This is a genomic window from Bradyrhizobium sp. USDA 4538 (genome assembly GCF_024171045.1).
In the GTDB taxonomy this organism is placed as follows: domain Bacteria; phylum Pseudomonadota; class Alphaproteobacteria; order Rhizobiales; family Xanthobacteraceae; genus Bradyrhizobium; species Bradyrhizobium australafricanum.
Window position 1 is genome coordinate 1,699,386 of record NZ_JALJZE010000001.1, and the last position, 18,044, is coordinate 1,717,429.

Here is an 18,044-nt window from a genome sequence, read left to right on the forward strand (position 1 = left end):
ATCGCCCACTAAGTTGCGCACAATGGACGGCGGCCAATGTGAGTGAAACGGCCGGCTCTTTCTTGCTGAGTCACGATCAACCAGCACGGCCAGTGCCCACTCTGCGCCCACCGATATCACCTAACTCTCTCTGGGAAGCGTCGCTCGTAATGCGGTGGCCGGGAGAGCACGAGTAGGCCCGATGCCTAGATTCCCGTAAGACCGGATCGCTCCGCGATCGCGCCGGAAAGCTCATCATGCGCCTCCATGACGAAAGACAAGTCGGATAAAACTCAGCAAATGGAACTCCTGGTCGAGGCGAGCCGATGCACGATCAGGGCTGCTGACGACAAGCGAGCTTGGTCGATGTTGCATACCCGAATTCCTTAAAACGTCACTTTCCTGACCCGACACTCATCGTGGGATTAGCTGACACGTTTGTGTCGACGGGATCAATTGCTAACGTTGGTAGTTGATCAAGGCGAAAATCATTGCTCCACGCGAATACGGTGACGCAGATCAGCCGTAGACAATTACATGCGCCAGTCGCAAGAGGTCGGAAAGAGGGCGATCGTCTCCCCGATCTCTGAGCCGGGATTGAGCGTCACGTTGCCGTGCAACTCAGCTTCGCTCATTGTACCCTCGAGGCCGGGCAGGACCGGTCCTTGAAGCTTATCGATCGAACATACCATTTTTGTCCGCGAACCGGACGGGCAGATATCCAGCAAGCGATGCCAGTCGGCACCGTTCCTCACGATCCGCCCATCACGATGCCGAAACGCCCCACGCCGCTCTGCCGACTAGGCGCTGAAAAGCTCCTGCGCCACGTTGCACCTGACGTGCCTTGGGGCGCCGAGCACCATCTGGGCGCGCATATTTCCGGTGCTCTCGACTCACTGACGACTTAGCGCATCGAGGACTGGCGAATGTAGACGTAAGCTCCGCGCTCGAGGTACTGAGGTTGTATCTTTGATGGGCTCCTTCCTGGCATCTCCAGTCGGTGAGCGCGGCTGTTTCGTGAGTAGTCGACCGTTAAGAAGCCGGATTGAGCTGAGCTGGACAGTTGAGCGTGCGCCAGAGCGAGACCAACAACAGGCGCAAAAGTTCTCTGAACCAGGCGAGGATGCGACGGAGGTTGTGTCCGACGGCGGAGAGAACGACGTTGGCGGCATCGCCGGCGCGGCCCTTGAGGTAGCACCGGCCGAGGTGTCCTTCGGCTTTGAGGTGTCCGATGATGGGCTCAATGGCGGAGCGGCGGCGCAGCTCACGCTTGATGGCGCCGAAAACACCGCGCTTCTGGCCGGAGATGAAGACGCGGCGGGGATTTTGCGCGTCGTGGCCGCGGTAGCCCTTGTCGACGTAGGCCCGCTCGATCGCACAGCCGGTGAGTGTCTCGGTGCGGTCCATAACATCCCGCAACGTGTGACCGTCGTAAGGGTTGTCGGGCAGCGACCTGGCATGCAGCACGAACAGGCCACCGGGGGCGCGGCGATTGTTGGTGACGATGGAGGCCTTTACGCCGAACTCATAAGGTGCGGCGGCCTTGCCCTTGCCGATGCACTCCACCTCCGGGGCATGGAAAGAATAAAGCTTGAAACCGCGCTGGCGCTGCTGCTGCGAGCGGATCTGCGAGGCCCGGCCAAGCGGGAGGGCGAACGCCTCCTCCAGCGTCGCCTCGCCCTCGATCTTGCGGCGGATGTCGCGGATGATCCGCCCCAGCCGGCTGCGCAGGATACGCAGCTGCCGCTGATGCCGGTTGAACTGTTTGGCATGAGCGTAACGGCCCGCCATCATCGCCGCGCTTTTGGCCACGCGACAATAGGATTGCCGCAGCTTGACCCCGTGCTTCCTCGCCAGGCGGTTCAGCCCCCGGATCGCTGCATGCAGCAGTTTGGCGTCGGTCGGGAAGCTGATGGCCTTTGGTTGCACTGTGGTGTCGACCGTGACCCGCTTGAGGTCCTGGCTGCGTAACGCACCGGTCTCGTGCGCCACCCGAAGGCTCTCGGCCAACAACTGCTCCAGCTTGTCGCCGAGCCGCTTGCGCCAATGGCTCAGGTCCGAGCGCTCGTGCGGGAAAACGTGCCGGAAAAACTCTTCGCCGGTGAAGAACTGGAAGTACGGATCGTGCACCCAGCGCTCGCACACCCCCTCATCGGACAGCCCGTAAATGTGCTTGAGCAACAGCAGCCCGATCATGAAGCGGGTCTCGATCCCCGGCCTGCCGTTCTCGCTGTAGAGCGGGGCGATCTCGCCGTCGATCCAGTCCCAGTCGATCTTGCCGGCAAGCAGAACGAGCTCGTGCTTCATGTTGATGATCTGGTCCAGCCGTGCCCGGAACAGATCGTTCGATCCCGTCGTCTTGTGCTTCTTCGGCCGCATCATCCCTCCGGTGCACCACAGAAGCACGGTTCACAGCGGAGAGGAATCCACAAAACGAATTTGCAAGGTTTGCGGCCATCAAGCCTCAAATCCCTGCAATCTCAAACGCCGTCAAATCCCAAAAACAGACTCCCGCTCAATCGCTTACAGGCTTGTTCACAGGCGACTGAGTAACCGGTTCTCCTGAGACAAGCCGTGCCTTCGGGACATAAGGACCTGGCCGTGGCCCCTGTGGAGGCCGAGGCCCGGCCCTCTTTTCGAACCATTCCGTGCTCGAGCAGCCATGCCTTACGCTCGGCCTGCAGCGCCGCCAGGGCACTTACACGGTCCGATGTAAGATCGTCCGGCTTCGATGAAGCGTAAGCGTAGCTTAGCGGCCCTTTTGATTGGCGCTTGACGCCTATTTTCATCGCAGCTTGTGCCGGCGTGGCTTCCAAATTTCGGACAATGCGTTGACGGTGGCCTCGAGCGCCTTTCGGTCGACGACGTTGGGTCGAACTGTTTCGGGCCCCCACTAGCCGCATATGTTCGTGCTCTGGCTGGGCGGCGTCGCCGATGGCATCGAGGTATTCGGCATAGCCTGGCGGACCGCCGCATCTTCCAAAGGACAACGGCCGGCCTCGAGTAAGAGGGGAAGATCCTCTGTCGTTGTGTTGTCGAACCATTTTTCGAGCTTGATCACATGGTCCCAGCTGTCGCCGAAGTCATGAGATAATGGATCGTCTTGGCGCCAGTCTTGTGCACGATGTCGCAGAGGCGCGCCTTGCGGGCATCGATGAGCTGGTGGCCAAAATCACCGTCGGGATCAGGAATCCCCCAATGGACTCGCCAGCGAAGAACTCGAAGAGGTGGCCGTTTGTCCAGCCGAACGCCGCCTGAAGCGTCAGATGCAGCCGATCAAGGCGCAGGGTGACGGGTACGACAAGGCGACGCATCACCTCCGGTTTCACGTCCTTGAGGGTGACCTTGATCCGGACGGCGGTCGTGTTCAGGCTCATGCTGCCAGCCTCGGATCGTGCGCATGAATCGCATAGGTCGACGCCCAGGGAAGCAGTTCGTCCAGTCGCGCCGCAGGCCAGCCTGACGAGCTTTGCGAGGACGTCGGAGAGCCAGTGCTCGGCGCTAACGCTATTGAGCTTACAGGTCTCGATTGACGAAGCTAGTACTGCCCAACTCTCGACGCCCTGGTCGCAATCGGCAAAAAGGGAGTTCTTGGCATTGAGCTTGATCGGCCGCATCGCGCGCTCGATCGCATTCGTGTCCATCTCGATGCGCCCGTCATCAAGGTAGAGCGTCAAGCCGTTCCAAATAGCGCAAAGCCTTCGCGGTGTAGCGGCCGAGATAAGCCAACACCTACTCGGGACCACCAAACGGCGGCTTGGCATAGAACACCCATTCGCTGCGTCTGAGTTGGCCGACCCCGGTGGCGAAAGCCGTAGGCTCGGCAAGACCGACGAGGTCGGCGATAAAGCCTAGCTTGCCCACCTCGAACGCATTCTGCAGTTTCTGTAGGACCAGGCGACGAACAGGCGCGAGAGCACGCGCACCGGCAGGAAGAAGCCGGGGCGGCAAGCGATCCAGCGCGTGCCGTCGAACGAGAGGCCGCCGCCTGGCACCACGCAATGAATGTGCGGATGGTACTGGAGGGGCTGACCCCAAGTATGGAGCACCGCGGTGACACCGATTTGCGCGCCCAGTCGCCAGAAATCGGCGGCGACGGTGGCGAGCGTCTCGGGCTCGGCGCGGAACAGCACTTGTAGATGTCCGCGCGCCATGGGAGGCGTCGCAACTACCACACCATTTTCAGTGCCAGACTCTTTTGCCAGCACCTCGCCGAAATTGGCGTTTGCCAGTCCGCCGCCGCATTGCGGCATGCCGAACCGCGCCTGGTGGCTCACTTCAAAATGTGGCTGCGCAAGCACCACGGGTGTCCGATCGGTCGCGGTAGGGACGCTGGTTTCCCAGCGCTCACCGGGTCGCGGGAGGCGGTCGCCCGCCTCCCGACCGGGTCACCGGAGGCGGTCGCCCGCCCCCGGTTCCCACAGAACGTGGCGTGCGGATTTCCCGCACCGACGCTCTTCGACAGTTGGTTCACAGCACCGCAAGCGCCTGCAGCTCCCGATAAGGAAGGCGCAGCTTAGGCTTCAGCAACGGTGTCCGTTCTTTGATTTGGTTGAAGGCGTCCCAAGTGAGGTGGCCGCCTGCCCAGCTGCGGCTGCGCAGCATTCCGCGCCAGTAACGCTCCACGGCCCGATAAACTTTTACGAGACTCCGGAGATTTCCGGCGACGCCGTAATAGGCATAGTGGCCGCGCAGGACGACGTTGATTTCACCGGCCTGGTCACTGATTTTGTAATGCCGTATTCGCCGCATCAGCTCCTGCAGAGACATAAGGCTGCGCTTTAGCCGAGATTTCTCGGTGCGCATCCCAACCTTGAAGTTGCCTTTTTGGTTTCGCGTGCAATAGAGCGTCAGACCCAGAAAGTAGATTGTTTCCGGGCGGTTTCTGCCGCGTTTGCCCGCGTGTCTTTGCGCGAACCGACCAAACTCGACCAACTTGGTCTTGGTCGGCTCTAGAGTGAGGCCGAACTTCCCCAACCGAAGACGGAAGGCCTCCTGTACGCGGATGGCGTCCGATCGATATTGGAAGCAGATCACAAAGTCGTCGATATAGCGCACCAGTCGGGCTTCGCCCTGCAACCGACCCTTCACCACGCGTTCGAACCAGAGGTCGAGAACGTAATGAAGGTAGAGGTTGCTCAAAAGTACACTGATCGATCCGCCTTGTGGCGTTCCTGGTTCGCTCGGGCGCTGCCGACAGGCTGTCGCTGCGATGCTCCATGCGGAAGATTGTCAAACAGTCCTTTGATGTCGAACTCCAGGACCCAATCATATTTCCAGCACCGCTGACGCGTGACGCCCACGGCGTCCAGAGCCGATTTTCCCGGCCTGTATCCGTAAGAGTCCTGCAGGAAGATGGATTCCAGTTCCGGCTCAATCATCTGTTTGACCACCATCTGCGCGATCCGATCGCTGATAGTGGGCACACCTAAAATCCTTTCGCCGCCCGTCATCTTTGGAATAGCGACGGCGCGCACTGGAGGTGGAAAGTAGGTCCCTGACGACATCCGATTCCAGATCTTGTAGAGATTCCCTGCCAGATCTGTCTCGAACATCTCCAAGGTCTGTCCGTCCACTCCGGCCGCACCGCGATTGGATTTGACCGCCTTGTACGTTTCGTACACTCGCCGCTTCTCGATCGAGAACGGCTTGTTTGTCGCACCGTTCGAAGTCATCCTGTTTCCAGTTGGTCCAAGAGTACGACTACCTGACCCGATCCCTTTGCTCCGACCCCATTACAGGGCCCTCAACGCTCCTACGGATCGGTCCGCCCCAGTCTCTTGCATCGGTACTCTCGCCTCACGGTTGGCGCCGCTTGCGCTTCTCTCTTGGCATCAAGAGCCTGGTTCCTGCAGTTCCGCGCGAAAGCCTGTGTCCGACTCACGCCCCCTCTACGCCGGTCGCCGCCCGCCCGGTCGTCAGGCATCTGGCGGACTTGTCCCAGGATGACGAGACGGTCCTGGTTTTGACGACGCTTGGATTCATAACGACGCGTCCTCGGAGGGTTCACTTTCGTTCGTCTTTCGGACACTCACCTGCTCGGTTTGATCCGAACTTTTGATCCGACGCTCACCACCACGGCTCTTTACCGCAGCAGCTCGGACTGGATTGAGACCCGCTCCTGAAAGCCGATCTCGGGGGGCCAGCCCCCATCTTTCCCGCAGCTTCACCATCGGTCTTAGGTGGTGTGGACATTTATCGCATCCATAAGACGATGGCTGCGAGAGTAACGACGGCCAGGTAATTTCGGGCGGTCTTTTCGAAGCGGGTTGCGACGCGGCGGAACTGCTTGAGTTTTGAGAAGCAGCATTCGACGAGATGACGCTGGGCATAGAGATGCTTGTCCAGCGGATATTTGAGCGCACGTGACGGGTTGTTGGGGATGACGGCGAGCGCGCCTTTGGCAGCGATCGCCTGGCGCAAGTGATCGGCGTCATAAGCCGTATCCGCCATGACGACCTGGGCAGGTAATCCCTCGATCAATTCGGCGGCTTGCGGTACGTCGCTCTTCTGACCTGCGGTGAGCTTGAACCGTACGGGACATCCCAGGCCGCGAACGGCCATATGTATCTTGGTGCTCAGGCCACCGCGCGAGCGACCGATCGCCTGATCTTCAGACCCCCTTTTTTCGCCCCAGCGGCGTGCTGGTGCGCCCGGACGATGGTGGAGTCGACGATCAGATACTCGAAGTCCGGATCACCGGACATCGCTTCGAATATGCGCCACCAGACCCCCTTGATGCTCCATCGACTGAAGCGCCGAAACACGCTGTTCCAATCTCCAAACACCTCCGGAAGATCACGCCAGGGAGAGCCAGTGCGCACGATCCAAAGTACGCCCTCCACAAACATCCGGTTGTCCCGTCCGGTCGAACCCTTCTGGTCAGGCCGGCCGATGATCAGCGGCGCCATCCGCTCCCATGTCGCGTCGCTCAATACCAAGCGGTCCATCACACCCAAGGCGGCCTCCCCAAAAGCAGCCTTGAATCTGATTTGCGCCTAAAAGGGAATCCTTAGAGTCCACACCACCTAGTTCATGTTGAACTCCTTCCGCTGTCTGCAGCACACTCTCGTCGATGAAGACCTGCCGTTCAGCTTCGACGCGACCTTGATATTTTGTCCACTGGGCTCGCCGCCGCGCGACCTCGGATCGATCGCGTTCGCCAGCCGCCACGCTTTTTTTTGAAGCTGAGCTTCTCGGCATGCACGAAGTCCCACACCGAGTGGTAGTCGACCTTCAGGCCGCGCTCGGCAAGCTCGGCCACGAGACCGCGAATGGTGAAATCGCCACCCTTGATCCGCCGCGACAGCCAGACCGAGTGGTCTCCCGAAACCGCCTGTCGGCTTGTGCCCGCCCATTTGACCAGGCTCAACGCTGCCGGTCTCCTCAACCCGCTGCATCCAGATGATCGCCACCCCCAACCGCCTGGCTGCCTGATTGCGGGACATCCCGCGCTCGATCGCGGCCACGACACGCTTACGGAGATCCAGAGAATAAGGCTTGCCCATCCATGCTGGCCTCCAATCCAGCCAGCATGATGAATCAGAAACTCACTGATTTAGGAATCCCAATCGATTCAACCTAACCCCATCCCCCTTTAGACTAATAGTTGCAGCGTTCTGCTTCCTGGTTCGAATCGACGGTTTCCCCAGCACCGTCCTCGGCGCCACGGCGCTGCCCAGCCTACGTCTTTTCACTCGGCCCGGAGGTATTCTTCTGCGACTCTCAATCTAAGACAGGATCCGTCACGTGGTACGGATACCTCGCAGGCGCTCCGAACGCCGCCGCAGCAGTTCGACAGTGGTCAGCATTGTGACGGAGAACAGGGTCAGCACTGTGGCGGCGGCAATAATGGTTGGACTGATCTCCTCGCGAATGCCGGAAAACATGACCCTGGGCAAGGTCCGCTGCTCGACACTCGCTACGAAGAGGGCGAGCACCACTTCATCGAAGGAGGTGATGAAGGCGAAGAGCGCACCGGAGATCATGCCCGGCAGGATGAGCGGCAGGATGATCTTGAAGAAGACAGTGATCGGCGGCGCGCCAAGTCCAGCAGCTGCACGGGTCAGCGACTGGTCGAAACCCTTCAGGGTGGCGGTCACGGTGATGACGACAAAGGGCGTGGCTAGCGTCGTGTGCGCCAGGATCAGCCCCGTGTAGGTGTTGAGCAGGCCCACATCGGCATAGAAGAAATACACCGCCACCGCGGTGATCACGACCGGGACGACCATCGGCGAGATCAGCAGGCTTATCACCGCCGTGCGCCAAGGGAAGTTCGGACGACTGAGGCCGAGCGCTGCAAGCGTGCCTAACACGGTCGACAGTAGCGTGACCGACACCGCGACGACGATCGAGTTGTGCAGCGCGCCCTGCCACCGGCTGGTCAAGAAGAACTCTTCATACCATCGCAGCGACAGCCCTGGCATCGGATAGGTGAAGAAGGGCACAGAATTGAACGAGAGCGGGATGATCACGAGGATCGGCGCCATCAGAAACAGCAGCACCGCCCCGCAGATCAGCCGATGAAGATAGTACCATCCCTTTTCCATCGGAGAGACATAGGCGGGTGCGGCCATCATTCTCATCCCATCTTGATCCGGTCGACGCCGACAAGTTTGTTGAAGACATAGTAGAGCAGCAAGGTCGCGAAGAGCAGGATGACGCCGAGGGCCGAGGCCATGCCCCAGTTGAGTTCTACGTTCGCGTAGTGGGCGACGAAGGAGCCGACCATCTGGTCGCTCGGCCCCCCGACGAGTGCTGGGGTGATGTAGTAGCCTAGGCACAAAATGAACGTCAGGAGGCAGCCGGCGGCGATCCCCGGCAGGGTCTGAGGAAAGTAGACTTTCCAGAAAGCGTAGAATGGCCCGGCGCCGAGCGATCGGGCGGCGCGGACATGGCTGGGCGAAATTGTCTTCATCACGCTGTAGATCGGAAGCAGAGTAAAGGGCAGCTGGATATGGGTCATGGCTACCAGCGTGCCGACCCTATTGAAGATGAGTTGCGCCGGCTGTGATAGTATATGCAGCGCCATCAGCACGTCATTGACAACGCCGTGCTGCTGCAAAAGCACGACCCAAGCCGTGGTGCGCACCAGCAGCGAAGTCCAGAACGGCAATACGACCATGATTATCAGCAGATTGCTGTACCTGGATGGCAATATCGCCAAGAGATAGGCTACCGGGAAGCCCAGCAACAGTGTCGCGGCGGTCACGGCGACGCTGATACCAAGCGTGCGCAGGAACATGTCGCGGAAAATCGCGTTCTCGGGCGGTGAGGCGACGATCTGGCTGTCGGGGCCATACTGATAGTCGACCGAACGCAGCAGGTAGTAGGCTGTATAGCCCGAGCTTCCGCGCTTCAGCAGGCTCCAGACGTCGTGTCGCGCCCAGAGCGGACTCACTTCTGTTAGCGCCGCCTTATAGGGGCCGGCGGAAAGCGTGCTTGCCTTTCGGGCACTTGACGTGACCTGGCTGCCGACGCCGGGCAGCTCGTAGTTTATTCGCTTACCGATCGTCGCCGTGGTTTTCTGCACCCAGGCCCGCTTGAGGTCAGCGGCAAGAGCGGCATAGACGCTCTCCTCGGGCAAATTCTTGCCGTGCCATTCCCTGAGCGCTGCCATCGTCTGCGGCATTAGGCGCAGAAGCGTCTCATCGTGAACGGCGTTGAACATCATCCGGCCAATCGGCAAGATGAAGGCAATCAGAATGAACAGCAACAGCGGAAGGACGAGGGCGAAGGCCCTCAGCTTGCGCCGGCGCTCGGCCCGCTGCAGTTGAATCCGCAGCGCCATCCTGTCGGGCCTGTCGGAGATTTGGACGGCCATCGTCACTATCGACTACTCCCTTTCAGTGGCGAGGCGAATACAAGGTTACAAGGTCTCCCGTCGTTCCTTGTCTTACTTCGCGAGCCAGGCAGTAAAACGCTGGCTCAACTCGGCGCCCTTGTCCGCCCAGAAGGCGGCATCTTTCGGCAGAGCATTAGCCATATTTTGGGGCGCAGTCGGGAGATAAGGTAGCATCGCCGGGTCAATGAGCGGGATTGAGTCCTTATTGGGCGGCCCGACGGGGGTGTACCGCGTTAAGTCGGCTTGCGATTGGGGCGAGCCGGCGAATGTGAGGAACTTGTAAGCGGCGTCCAACCGAGGACTGCCCTTTGGAATCGTTAGCAGAGCCAACTCCCATACGTTGGCATCCCACACGGTCTCGAAGTGCTTGCCAGAGTTATTGACGGCGTCGTAGATGCGGGTGTACGGGGACATGGTCATAACGACCTGACCATCGGCGAGAAGTTGCGCCGCCTGGGCCAATGATTGGTACCAGATGACGTCCTTTTTGATCGTGTCGAGCTTCCTGAAAGCGCGGTCAACCCCCTCGGACGTAGTGAGGACCTTGTAGACCTCCTTGACGGGCACGCCATCTGCGATCAGTGCCCATTCGAGATCTTTGTCGGGATAACTCTTCTTCATTCCACGCTTGCCCGGGAACTTTTGGAGGTCGAAAAAATCGGCGATCGTCTTCGGGCCGTTCGGAAGTTTTTCCTTGTCGTAGGCGAAGACCGTCGTAGAAATGGCATACGGCACCCCGCAATCCGACGCATACCCGCCTATGAACTTGGCCCGGTCGAGGCCGAGCTTCGTCCAATCGATCGGCTCAAGCGAGCCGTCGGCGCACAGTTCCAACGCAGCATCGAGGGCCATGTCGACCACGTTCCAGCTCACGCTATTGGACTGAACCATGGCGCGGATTTTGGCGTACTCGCCATTGTACTCGTCCTCGGTAATCTTAATCCCGCTCTCTTTCGAAAAGGGCTCTAACATAGCCTTGCGCAGGGCCGACTGGTAGGCCCCGCCATAGGAGGTAATCGTCAGCCGATCGTCCGCAAAGGCAAGTTTCGCCGACGCAAATGCACCCACCGCCAGGCCTATGACAGCTAAGCCGCTCGCAATCCTCAATGGCTTTCTCATTGTCCAACCCCTCTCCTGCTAGGCCACCTCCAGGATCGAGGTGGCGTTGCCGAAGACCCAGCTTGCTCGCGGCAGAGCCAGGTCACCGTCAAGACGCGTCGAGCGCCCGACAATCCTCTATTTTCCATCCGACGGTGATCGATGCGCCCGGCTCGAGCTGCACCAGACCTTCCGAATTCGGTAGCTTGATCACAAAATCATCATGGCCGCACACTGAGACGCGAGTGCGCACGTGGTCACCCAGATAGATCACCTCCATAACACGCGCACCGAAGACATTGGGCAGCAAGCCCGGCATAGGGTTCAGCTGTACTCGCTCGGGCCGCAGCGACATCACGGTCGGCCGGCCGACCGCCTCGACATTGATCGCCAGCGCCTGCACATTGCCCGCACCGGCAATTTCTATCATGCAGGTCGTGCCATTCATCGCCACGACCTTGCCGTGCAGCCGGTTGTTCTCGCCGATGAACTGGGCGACGAAGGCGTTCTGTGGCCGCTCGTACAGCTCGGCGGGCCCGGCGAGTTGCTGGATCACTCCGTCATTGAACACCGCTATGCGGTCCGACATCGTTAGCGCCTCGCCCTGGTCATGCGTCACGTAGACCACAGTGACACCGAGATCCTCGTGGATATGCTTGATCTCGAGCTGCATCTGCTCGCGCAGCTGCTTGTCCAGCGCGCCGAGCGGCTCGTCCATCAGTACGAGCTTGGGATCGAAGACGAGCGCGCGGGCAAGCGCGACGCGCTGTTGCTGACCACCTGAAAGCTGAGCGGGCCGGCGCTTGCCATAGGCGCCGAGCCGGACCACGTCGAGCGCCCGCCTGATCCTGGTCTCGATGTCGGTCCTGCCGAGCTTGCGCACCTTGAGCGGGAAGGCGAGGTTTTCCTCCACGGTCATATGCGGAAAAAGCGCGTAACTCTGGAACACCATGCCGATATCGCGCTTGTGCGGAGGCATGTTGTCGATCGGGCGGCCCTCCAGAAGTATTCGCCCCTGGGTCGGCACCTCGAAGCCGGCGAGCATCATGAGGGTCGTCGTCTTGCCGGAGCCGGATGGCCCCAGCATGGTCAAAAACTCACCTCGGGCGACGTCCAGGTTGAGATTCTTAACGACCAGCGTTTCGCCGTCGTAGGTCTTCTGGACGTCGGAGAACTTCACAAAGGCATTGTTCGCGCCGGGCATCGACCCTCTCTCCGGCCCCGGCGCTCCGCGCGCTACTGTGGTGCCGCTGGCCACCAGACCACGATGTTCTTTCTTGACAGATTGCAACTTCTCGCGCGCCCCGTCGAGATTACGGGAGCACGTCTGGATGAGCCGCATGTGGTTGACCAACTGGCGCATTCCTTCCCTACTTGCGTTACCCCAGCGACCCATAGTCGTAGGAGGTTTTGTCTTTCACGAAAATATTATCGGGCTGCTAAAGCTGATTCCATCAAATGTAGCCTGCCGGTGAGCCGAAATTCTGCGTCTAATCGGGCAAATGCGAAGATTTGTGTCATCGAAGTTACCGCCGGGGACCACTGATAAATGATGCGCGAACGAAAGCGGGATCCACAAAAGCTCGCTCATCCTAGCAGTGGAGTGAGTCATCGAGCAGCCTATGATCGAAACCGCCCCGGGGCCCGACTGCCCAGCCTCGGCCCGCCTCGTAGCAAGCCACCGTCGACGCCCTACATGATATTGGAGAAGCTTTGGCGTCGCACGGAGAAGTCCCATGTCTAAGATCGGCGAGCTAAGCGTGAATTTGGGCGGTGAGGCCGCGTGGCTTTTGTGGGCCGGAATGACCTCGATGACATGAGCGAATCTGACACCGGCGACGATCTTCGGCGACTGATTTGTACGTTTCAATCGACGCCAGGTACTCTGCTTGAAGACCCTCTATGCCGACAACGAGCCCATGGTCCGAACCATCCGGTGCTGCACGGTGGCAAACACGCTCTCGATCGGATTGGTGGTCCGCAAATGGACCCAGTGCTCGGCAGGGAAGTCGTAGAACGCCAGCAGAACCTCCTGATCCTTGAGGAGGCAATCAGCAGTGCACGCCTATTTGGCACCGTATTTCTCGGCGAAGGTTTCGAGTGCAAGCTCCGCGGCGACCCGGCTCGGCGCCATCGAGATATCCTGCAGGGCTTTCTTCAGGCCACTCTGCACGGAGCTCGGGACCTTGTTGAGCACGTTGACGGTCTTGTGCTGCCAGCAGCGCTGCCGGCGCGTGCCGAGGAAGACTTCTCCAGCGCCTTCCAGAAGCCGAGAGCACCATCGCCGACCGCCAGCTCATGCGGATTCCGCTCGATGTCGCCCGGCATTCCGAGATGATCTCGCCCACCTTTCCGATTTGAAGTCGCCCACCATTCCGAGACGATCTCGCCCGCCATTCCGGGATGATGTCGCCCGGGTGACGAGGCCTCTTCTGGCTCCCATAGGGTCCGTCCTTTCGGCTTTGCGAAAGGGGACCCTGGATGCCGACGGAGAGGCTTGCGATGCGCCGTGTGCGCGATGTGATCAGGATGAAGGCGGCTGGGCTGCCGAGCCGCGAGATTGCGCGGCGGATGGGCGCGGCGCCCCCGACGGTGCGGTTGACCATCCGGCGGTTCGAGGCCGCAGGCCTGGGCTGGCCGTTGCCCGACGAACTCACGGACGCGGCCCTGGAGGCCCGCCTATTCGCCAAGACCGGCAACGGTAACCGGCAGGGTCATCGCCGCATCGCCGAGCCCGACTGGGCGGCGGTGCACCGCGAGCTCAAGCGCAAGCACATGACGCTGTCGATCCTGAGGGAGGAGTACATCGGCGCCGAGCCCGGCGGATACCGGTACTCGCGCTTCTGCGAGCTTTACCGCGCCTGGGAGGGACGCCTGTCGGTGACGATGCGCCAGGCGCACGCGGCCGGCGACAAATTGTTCGTCGATTACGCGGGCGACGGCGTGCCGGTGGTGGTCGACGGCCTCACCGGTGAGCACAGAACGGCGCAGGTCTTCGTCGCCGTGCTTGGCGCCTCGAACTTCACCTATGCGCAGGCAACGTGGACACAGGGGCTCGCCGACTAGATCAGCGCCCATGTTGGCGCCTTCGCGGCGATCGGCGGCGTCCCGGCGCTCTTGGTGCCTGACAACACCAAAGTCGCAGTCATCAAGGCGAGCCTCTACGACCCGCAGATCAATCGCACCTATGCGGAGATGGCCGCGCATTACGGCACGGCCGTCCTGCCGGCGCGGCCGCGCAAGCCGCGCGACAAGGCCAAGGTCGAGCAGGCTGTCCTCATCATCGAGCGCTGGCTGCTCGGCCGCCTGCGCCACCGTGTCTTCTACGGCCTCGCCGAGGTCAACGCGGCGATCGGCGAGTTGCTCACCAGGCTCAACGAGGAGCGGCCGATCCGGCGGCTCGGCGTGACGCGCCGCCGGTTGCTCGAGGAGGTCGACCGGCCGGCGCTCAAGCCGTTGCCGGCGAGCCCCACGTGCTCGCGGAGTGGCGTATCCGGCGCGTCAACCTCGACTACCACGTCGAGGTGGAGAAGCATTACTACAGCGTTCCGCATCGCTTCGCTCGTGCCGAGGTCGAGATGCGGTTCACCGCCCGCACTGTCGAGATCTTCCACAAGGGCGAGCGGATTGCCGCGCATCAGCGCATGAGCGGCAATCACAAGCACACCACCGTGCCGGAGCACATGGCCTCCAGCCATCGCCGCTATGCCAGCTGGACCATCGGGCGTATCCGCCAGGACGCCGCCGCGATCGGCCCGGCAACCAGCGCATTGTGCGACCTCATTCTCGACGAGCGCTCGCACCCTGAACAAGGTTTCCGCGCCTGCCTCGGCATCCTCAGGCTCGCCGCGTCCTACGGGCGCGAACGGCTGGACGCCGCGGCTGCGCGGGCGATCGACATCGGCGCGCGCACCTATGGCTCGCTCAATCCTCGCCAACAATCTCGATCGGCGTCCTGCTCACCAGCGCTCCGCGGACGATGCGCCGATCCTGCATGCCAACATCCGCGGACCGCGCTACTACAATTAGGAGACCATCCCTTGCTCACCCATCCGACCCTCGACCGCCTCAACGCCCTCGGCCTCCACGGCATGGCCCAGGCCTTCGCCGACATCGAAGCCGCCGGTGAGGCTGGCAGCCTCGGTCACGCCGAATGGCTTGCTCTGCTGCTCGAACGTGAAGCCTCGCTGCGGCACGACAAACGGCTCGCCACTCGCCTGCGCTACGCCAAGCTGCGCCAGCAGGCGTCGTCGAGGACATTGACTACCGCACCCCGCGCGGCCTCGACCGCCCACTGTTTGCCAAGCTTGTCGAGGGACGCTGGATCGACGACCACGTCAATCTCCTGATCTGCGGCCCGGCCGGCGTCGGCAAGAGCTGGCTCGCCTCGGCGCTCGGCCACAAGGCCTGCCGCGACAATCGCTCCGTGCTCTATCAACGTGTTCCGCGGCTGTTCGATGACCTCGCTCTCGCGCGCGGCGACGGCCGCCATCCACGCCTGTTGCGCGGCCTCGGCCGTGTCGATCTGCTGATCCTCGATGATTGGGGGCTCGAGCCGCTCGATGCCGGCGTCCGTCATGACCTCCTGGAAATCCTCGAAGATCGCTACGGTCACCGTTCCACCATCGTCACCAGCCAGCTCCCCGTGGACCAGTGGCATGTGCTCATTGGAGATCCCACCTATGCCGACGCCGTGCTCGATCGCCTCGTCCACAATGCCCATCGGCTCGACCGCGAGAGCCTGCGCCGAACTCGGCAATCCGCCCGAAAGACCTGAGCCCGTAACGCTGTGGACATGCCGCTTCGCTTGGACAACGCCAGGCGTTGCCCACATGCCCACAGCAACCGCAACAGAAGCAGAAGAAGTTCAAGCCGCGATTCCAGGTTGACCACGCGGCTCGCCAAATGCCAGAGAAGCTACCGCCAGAACGCCTCGTCACCGGGCGAGATCAAATCGGAAAGGTGGGCGACATCGTCTCGGAATCCCCGAGCGACTTCACATCGGTATTCGATGACAAGAAAAAGGAATCGTACATCGGCTGACCAAGATCAAGCATCCCTGGACCAACGGCCAGGGTCGAGCTCATGGATCGCACGATCAAGGAAGCGACCGTCCAAGGCTACCATTACGATCGACACGATCAGCTTGAAGCTCACCTTGCCGACTTCATCACCGCCTACAAATACGCTCGGCGGCTGAAGATCCTGAACGGCCTCACACCCTACGAATACATCTGCAAATGCCGGACTTCCCAGCCAGAGCAATTCAAACTCAACCCGCTCCAGCAAACACCGGGACTAAACACCACCGGATATGCGTCACGTATCTTGCCGTCGGCCGTCCGCATAGCGCGGCGGGAAGGTGAACCGGATCTCATGATCAGTGAGCACCGTATAAATCTTGTAGGGGACGGCCGCGACCGTTAGCTTCAACGCTCACGACCGCGCCTTCTTAAGCGAAGCCGCTTGAAGTGATTTGAGACCTACTCCTGAAAGTCGGTTCCGGGGGGCCTACCCTCATCGCTGCCACAGCTTGTGCACACAGATTTTCAGATCATCTCGATCATCCTTTCTGTGCGCTTCTGCAGCACACTATCGTCGGCGTGGATGCGTTCCGCGCTCATGACATGGATCCGGATGGCCTCAATAATGGGAGCGAGTGCTACCACGCAGGCGCCGACCCGATCCGGTTAGGGTCGAGACGTCGATCTCGATCACGGATTGATCTCAGGGATGGCACGCGCCCGTGATTTTGGCGACGTCTAAATAATTTTCGACGCGTCATCGGAAGATTCGCTTTCGCTCGCCTTCTGGATACTCGCCTGCCCCGTAAACCCAGGACTTTTGCACCACTTGCTGATGACCGCGCCTTTTAAGCGAAGCCACAGTGTCGTGGTCTTGCATCTGCGGCTGCCCTGTCACCACGCAGGTTGCGTGTCATCGGGGAGTTAGCAGTCGATTGGCGCCGGCTGGATCAGCGCATCAATGGCCTATCCGAAGAGATCGAAGCAATTGCCCGCCAAGATCAGGCATGTTCGCGCCTGATGACGGTACCTGGCATCGGGTCGATTATTTCGAGCGCCATGGTGGCCGCGATCGGCACTGGAGACGTATTCTCCAAAGGTCGCGACTTCGGCGCCTGGCTTGGACTGGTGCCCAAACAAATCTCGACGGGAGACCGAACGATCCTTGGCAAAGTCTCGAGGCGTGGCAATCGCTACTTGCGCGTTCTATTCGTGCTGGTCAGGATGGAGAACTGGGAACGTTACGGGTTCACATCCTGGATCGAAGCCGCCAAGAAGCGGCCACACCACAATGTGCTCGCAATCGCGCTCGCCAACAAACTTGCCCACATCGCCGGGGCTGTGCTGGCCAAAGGACGCGTCTTCGAGATAACCAGGATCGGCGATGCAGACGCTCGACCCGCCTAACGATCGCCCCGTGCTTGGCGCGGCCTGGCGACGTCCAGTCAGCCGTAAGCAAGAGCGACGGCCGGCCTTGACCGCCCCTGCGCGCGACGCGATCGACGTTCTGCGGGCCGGGACGAAGGACCTTTGGTCCGAACAAAGGAACGACGCAACATCAGGCGCAAGCGATGACATAGCCGCATCAACAGTCTCCAGCCGAGATCTGCGAGAAGACAAGACAAAATGGAGGACTTCCGAGCGTGTGCGGATACTGGTGACCTTAATGGCCCGTTCGAGGCCTGTTGACTAATCAGAACGCACGCGCAGATGTCCATGATGGCCCGGAGCACAAACGCTTCAATAAGAGGCCGGACACATTGATGCAAGACCGCTGCCACCAATTCGACGAATCTTCTCGCAACGCACGGCCGGACCATACATAAGGTCACACGTTCCACAAATTACCACGCGTCACGCAAGACGGCGTACGTCGAATGCATACCATGGATCTGTTGAAGAAGCACAAAAAGGAGGCGTTACTCCAGGCGGCCTGACGATACTCAGGCCCGCCAAGGCGATGCACGCCCCCCTCGGCCGCCGTCGCTCGCCAGCGCTACGCTTTTGGGCAAGCGGGCGACGGCTGGCTCCGAGGGGATGGCTCAGCCGGACCCATGATCAATTTTGTTGAACTTGACGCACAGAACTCTGCGATATCG

8 protein-coding genes and 10 pseudogenes are annotated in these 18,044 nt (G+C 60.7%); 4 read left to right on the top strand and 14 right to left on the bottom strand.

Features of this window, described 5'->3' with window-relative positions:
* Positions 1 to 1,011 precede the first annotated feature (1,011 nt).
* From J2R78_RS07375 to J2R78_RS07440, 13 genes and pseudogenes are all read right to left on the bottom strand, one after another.
* Positions 1,012 to 2,358, bottom strand: a complete 1,347-nt coding sequence (locus J2R78_RS07375) for an IS5 family transposase (RefSeq protein ID WP_069280586.1) — start codon at positions 2,356 to 2,358, stop codon at positions 1,012 to 1,014.
* A 514-nt stretch (positions 2,359 to 2,872) separates the two neighbouring features.
* Positions 2,873 to 3,040 (bottom strand): hypothetical protein, encoded by a 168-nt coding sequence (locus J2R78_RS07380; RefSeq protein ID WP_253603642.1) that lies wholly within the window; start codon positions 3,038 to 3,040, stop codon positions 2,873 to 2,875.
* A 22-nt stretch (positions 3,041 to 3,062) separates the two neighbouring features.
* A complete protein-coding gene (locus J2R78_RS07385; RefSeq protein WP_309144986.1) occupies positions 3,063 to 3,356 on the bottom strand; it encodes a plasmid pRiA4b ORF-3 family protein in 294 nt (97 codons plus the stop codon).
* Positions 3,353 to 3,665: pseudogene (locus tag J2R78_RS07390) on the bottom strand (transposase domain-containing protein); the annotation flags it as partial. The pseudogene J2R78_RS07390 and the gene J2R78_RS07385, both read right to left, overlap by 4 nt.
* Positions 3,646 to 4,112: pseudogene (locus J2R78_RS07395) on the bottom strand (transposase); the annotation flags it as partial. The pseudogenes J2R78_RS07390 and J2R78_RS07395, both read right to left, overlap by 20 nt.
* A 337-nt stretch (positions 4,113 to 4,449) precedes the next feature.
* Positions 4,450 to 5,654, bottom strand: a pseudogene (locus J2R78_RS45215) (group II intron reverse transcriptase/maturase).
* 520 nt (positions 5,655 to 6,174) lie between these two features.
* A protein-coding gene (locus J2R78_RS07410; RefSeq protein ID WP_139481326.1) for an IS5 family transposase occupies positions 6,175 to 6,938 on the bottom strand; the annotation gives its coding sequence in 2 pieces (ribosomal slippage) (positions 6,175 to 6,600 and positions 6,603 to 6,938; 762 coding nt in all).
* A gap of 94 nt (positions 6,939 to 7,032) precedes the next feature.
* Positions 7,033 to 7,487: pseudogene (locus J2R78_RS07415) on the bottom strand (IS630 family transposase); the annotation flags it as partial.
* A 237-nt stretch (positions 7,488 to 7,724) separates the two neighbouring features.
* The gene (locus J2R78_RS07420; RefSeq protein WP_253609766.1) at positions 7,725 to 8,555 is read right to left on the bottom strand and encodes an ABC transporter permease; all 831 of its coding nucleotides are present in this window, start codon (positions 8,553 to 8,555) and stop codon (positions 7,725 to 7,727) included.
* A 5-nt stretch (positions 8,556 to 8,560) separates the two neighbouring features.
* Complete coding sequence (locus J2R78_RS07425) at positions 8,561 to 9,802, bottom strand: ABC transporter permease (RefSeq protein WP_256558806.1); 1,242 nt, start codon at positions 9,800 to 9,802, stop codon at positions 8,561 to 8,563.
* A 72-nt stretch (positions 9,803 to 9,874) separates the two neighbouring features.
* Positions 9,875 to 10,942 carry an ABC transporter substrate-binding protein gene (locus J2R78_RS07430; RefSeq protein WP_253603648.1) on the bottom strand — a complete coding sequence of 356 codons (1,068 nt, stop codon included), beginning with the start codon at positions 10,940 to 10,942 and terminating at the stop codon, positions 9,875 to 9,877.
* An 88-nt stretch (positions 10,943 to 11,030) separates the two neighbouring features.
* Positions 11,031 to 12,125: an ABC transporter ATP-binding protein gene (locus J2R78_RS07435; RefSeq protein ID WP_253609768.1), complete on the bottom strand. Its 1,095-nt coding sequence runs from the start codon at positions 12,123 to 12,125 to the stop codon at positions 11,031 to 11,033.
* A 702-nt stretch (positions 12,126 to 12,827) separates the two neighbouring features.
* Positions 12,828 to 13,219: pseudogene (locus J2R78_RS07440) on the bottom strand (transposase); the annotation flags it as partial.
* Positions 13,220 to 13,423: 204 nt separating this feature from the next.
* On the opposite strand from J2R78_RS07440, the pseudogene istA reads away from it, so the two are divergent.
* The 3 pseudogenes from istA to J2R78_RS07455 form a co-directional block, all read left to right on the top strand.
* A pseudogene (gene istA / locus J2R78_RS07445) lies at positions 13,424 to 14,950 on the top strand (IS21 family transposase).
* 11 nt (positions 14,951 to 14,961) lie between these two features.
* Positions 14,962 to 15,698: pseudogene (istB, locus tag J2R78_RS07450) on the top strand (IS21-like element helper ATPase IstB).
* A 241-nt stretch (positions 15,699 to 15,939) separates the two neighbouring features.
* Positions 15,940 to 16,225, top strand: a pseudogene (locus tag J2R78_RS07455) (integrase core domain-containing protein); the annotation flags it as partial.
* Positions 16,226 to 16,232: 7 nt separating this feature from the next.
* On the opposite strand, the pseudogene J2R78_RS45220 reads toward J2R78_RS07455, so the two are convergent.
* Positions 16,233 to 16,342 (bottom strand): annotated as a pseudogene (locus J2R78_RS45220) (IS481 family transposase); the annotation flags it as partial.
* A 491-nt stretch (positions 16,343 to 16,833) separates the two neighbouring features.
* Here J2R78_RS45220 and J2R78_RS07460 point away from each other — a divergent pair.
* Positions 16,834 to 17,352 (top strand): annotated as a pseudogene (locus J2R78_RS07460) (transposase); the annotation flags it as partial.
* Positions 17,353 to 18,044 lie beyond the last annotated feature (692 nt).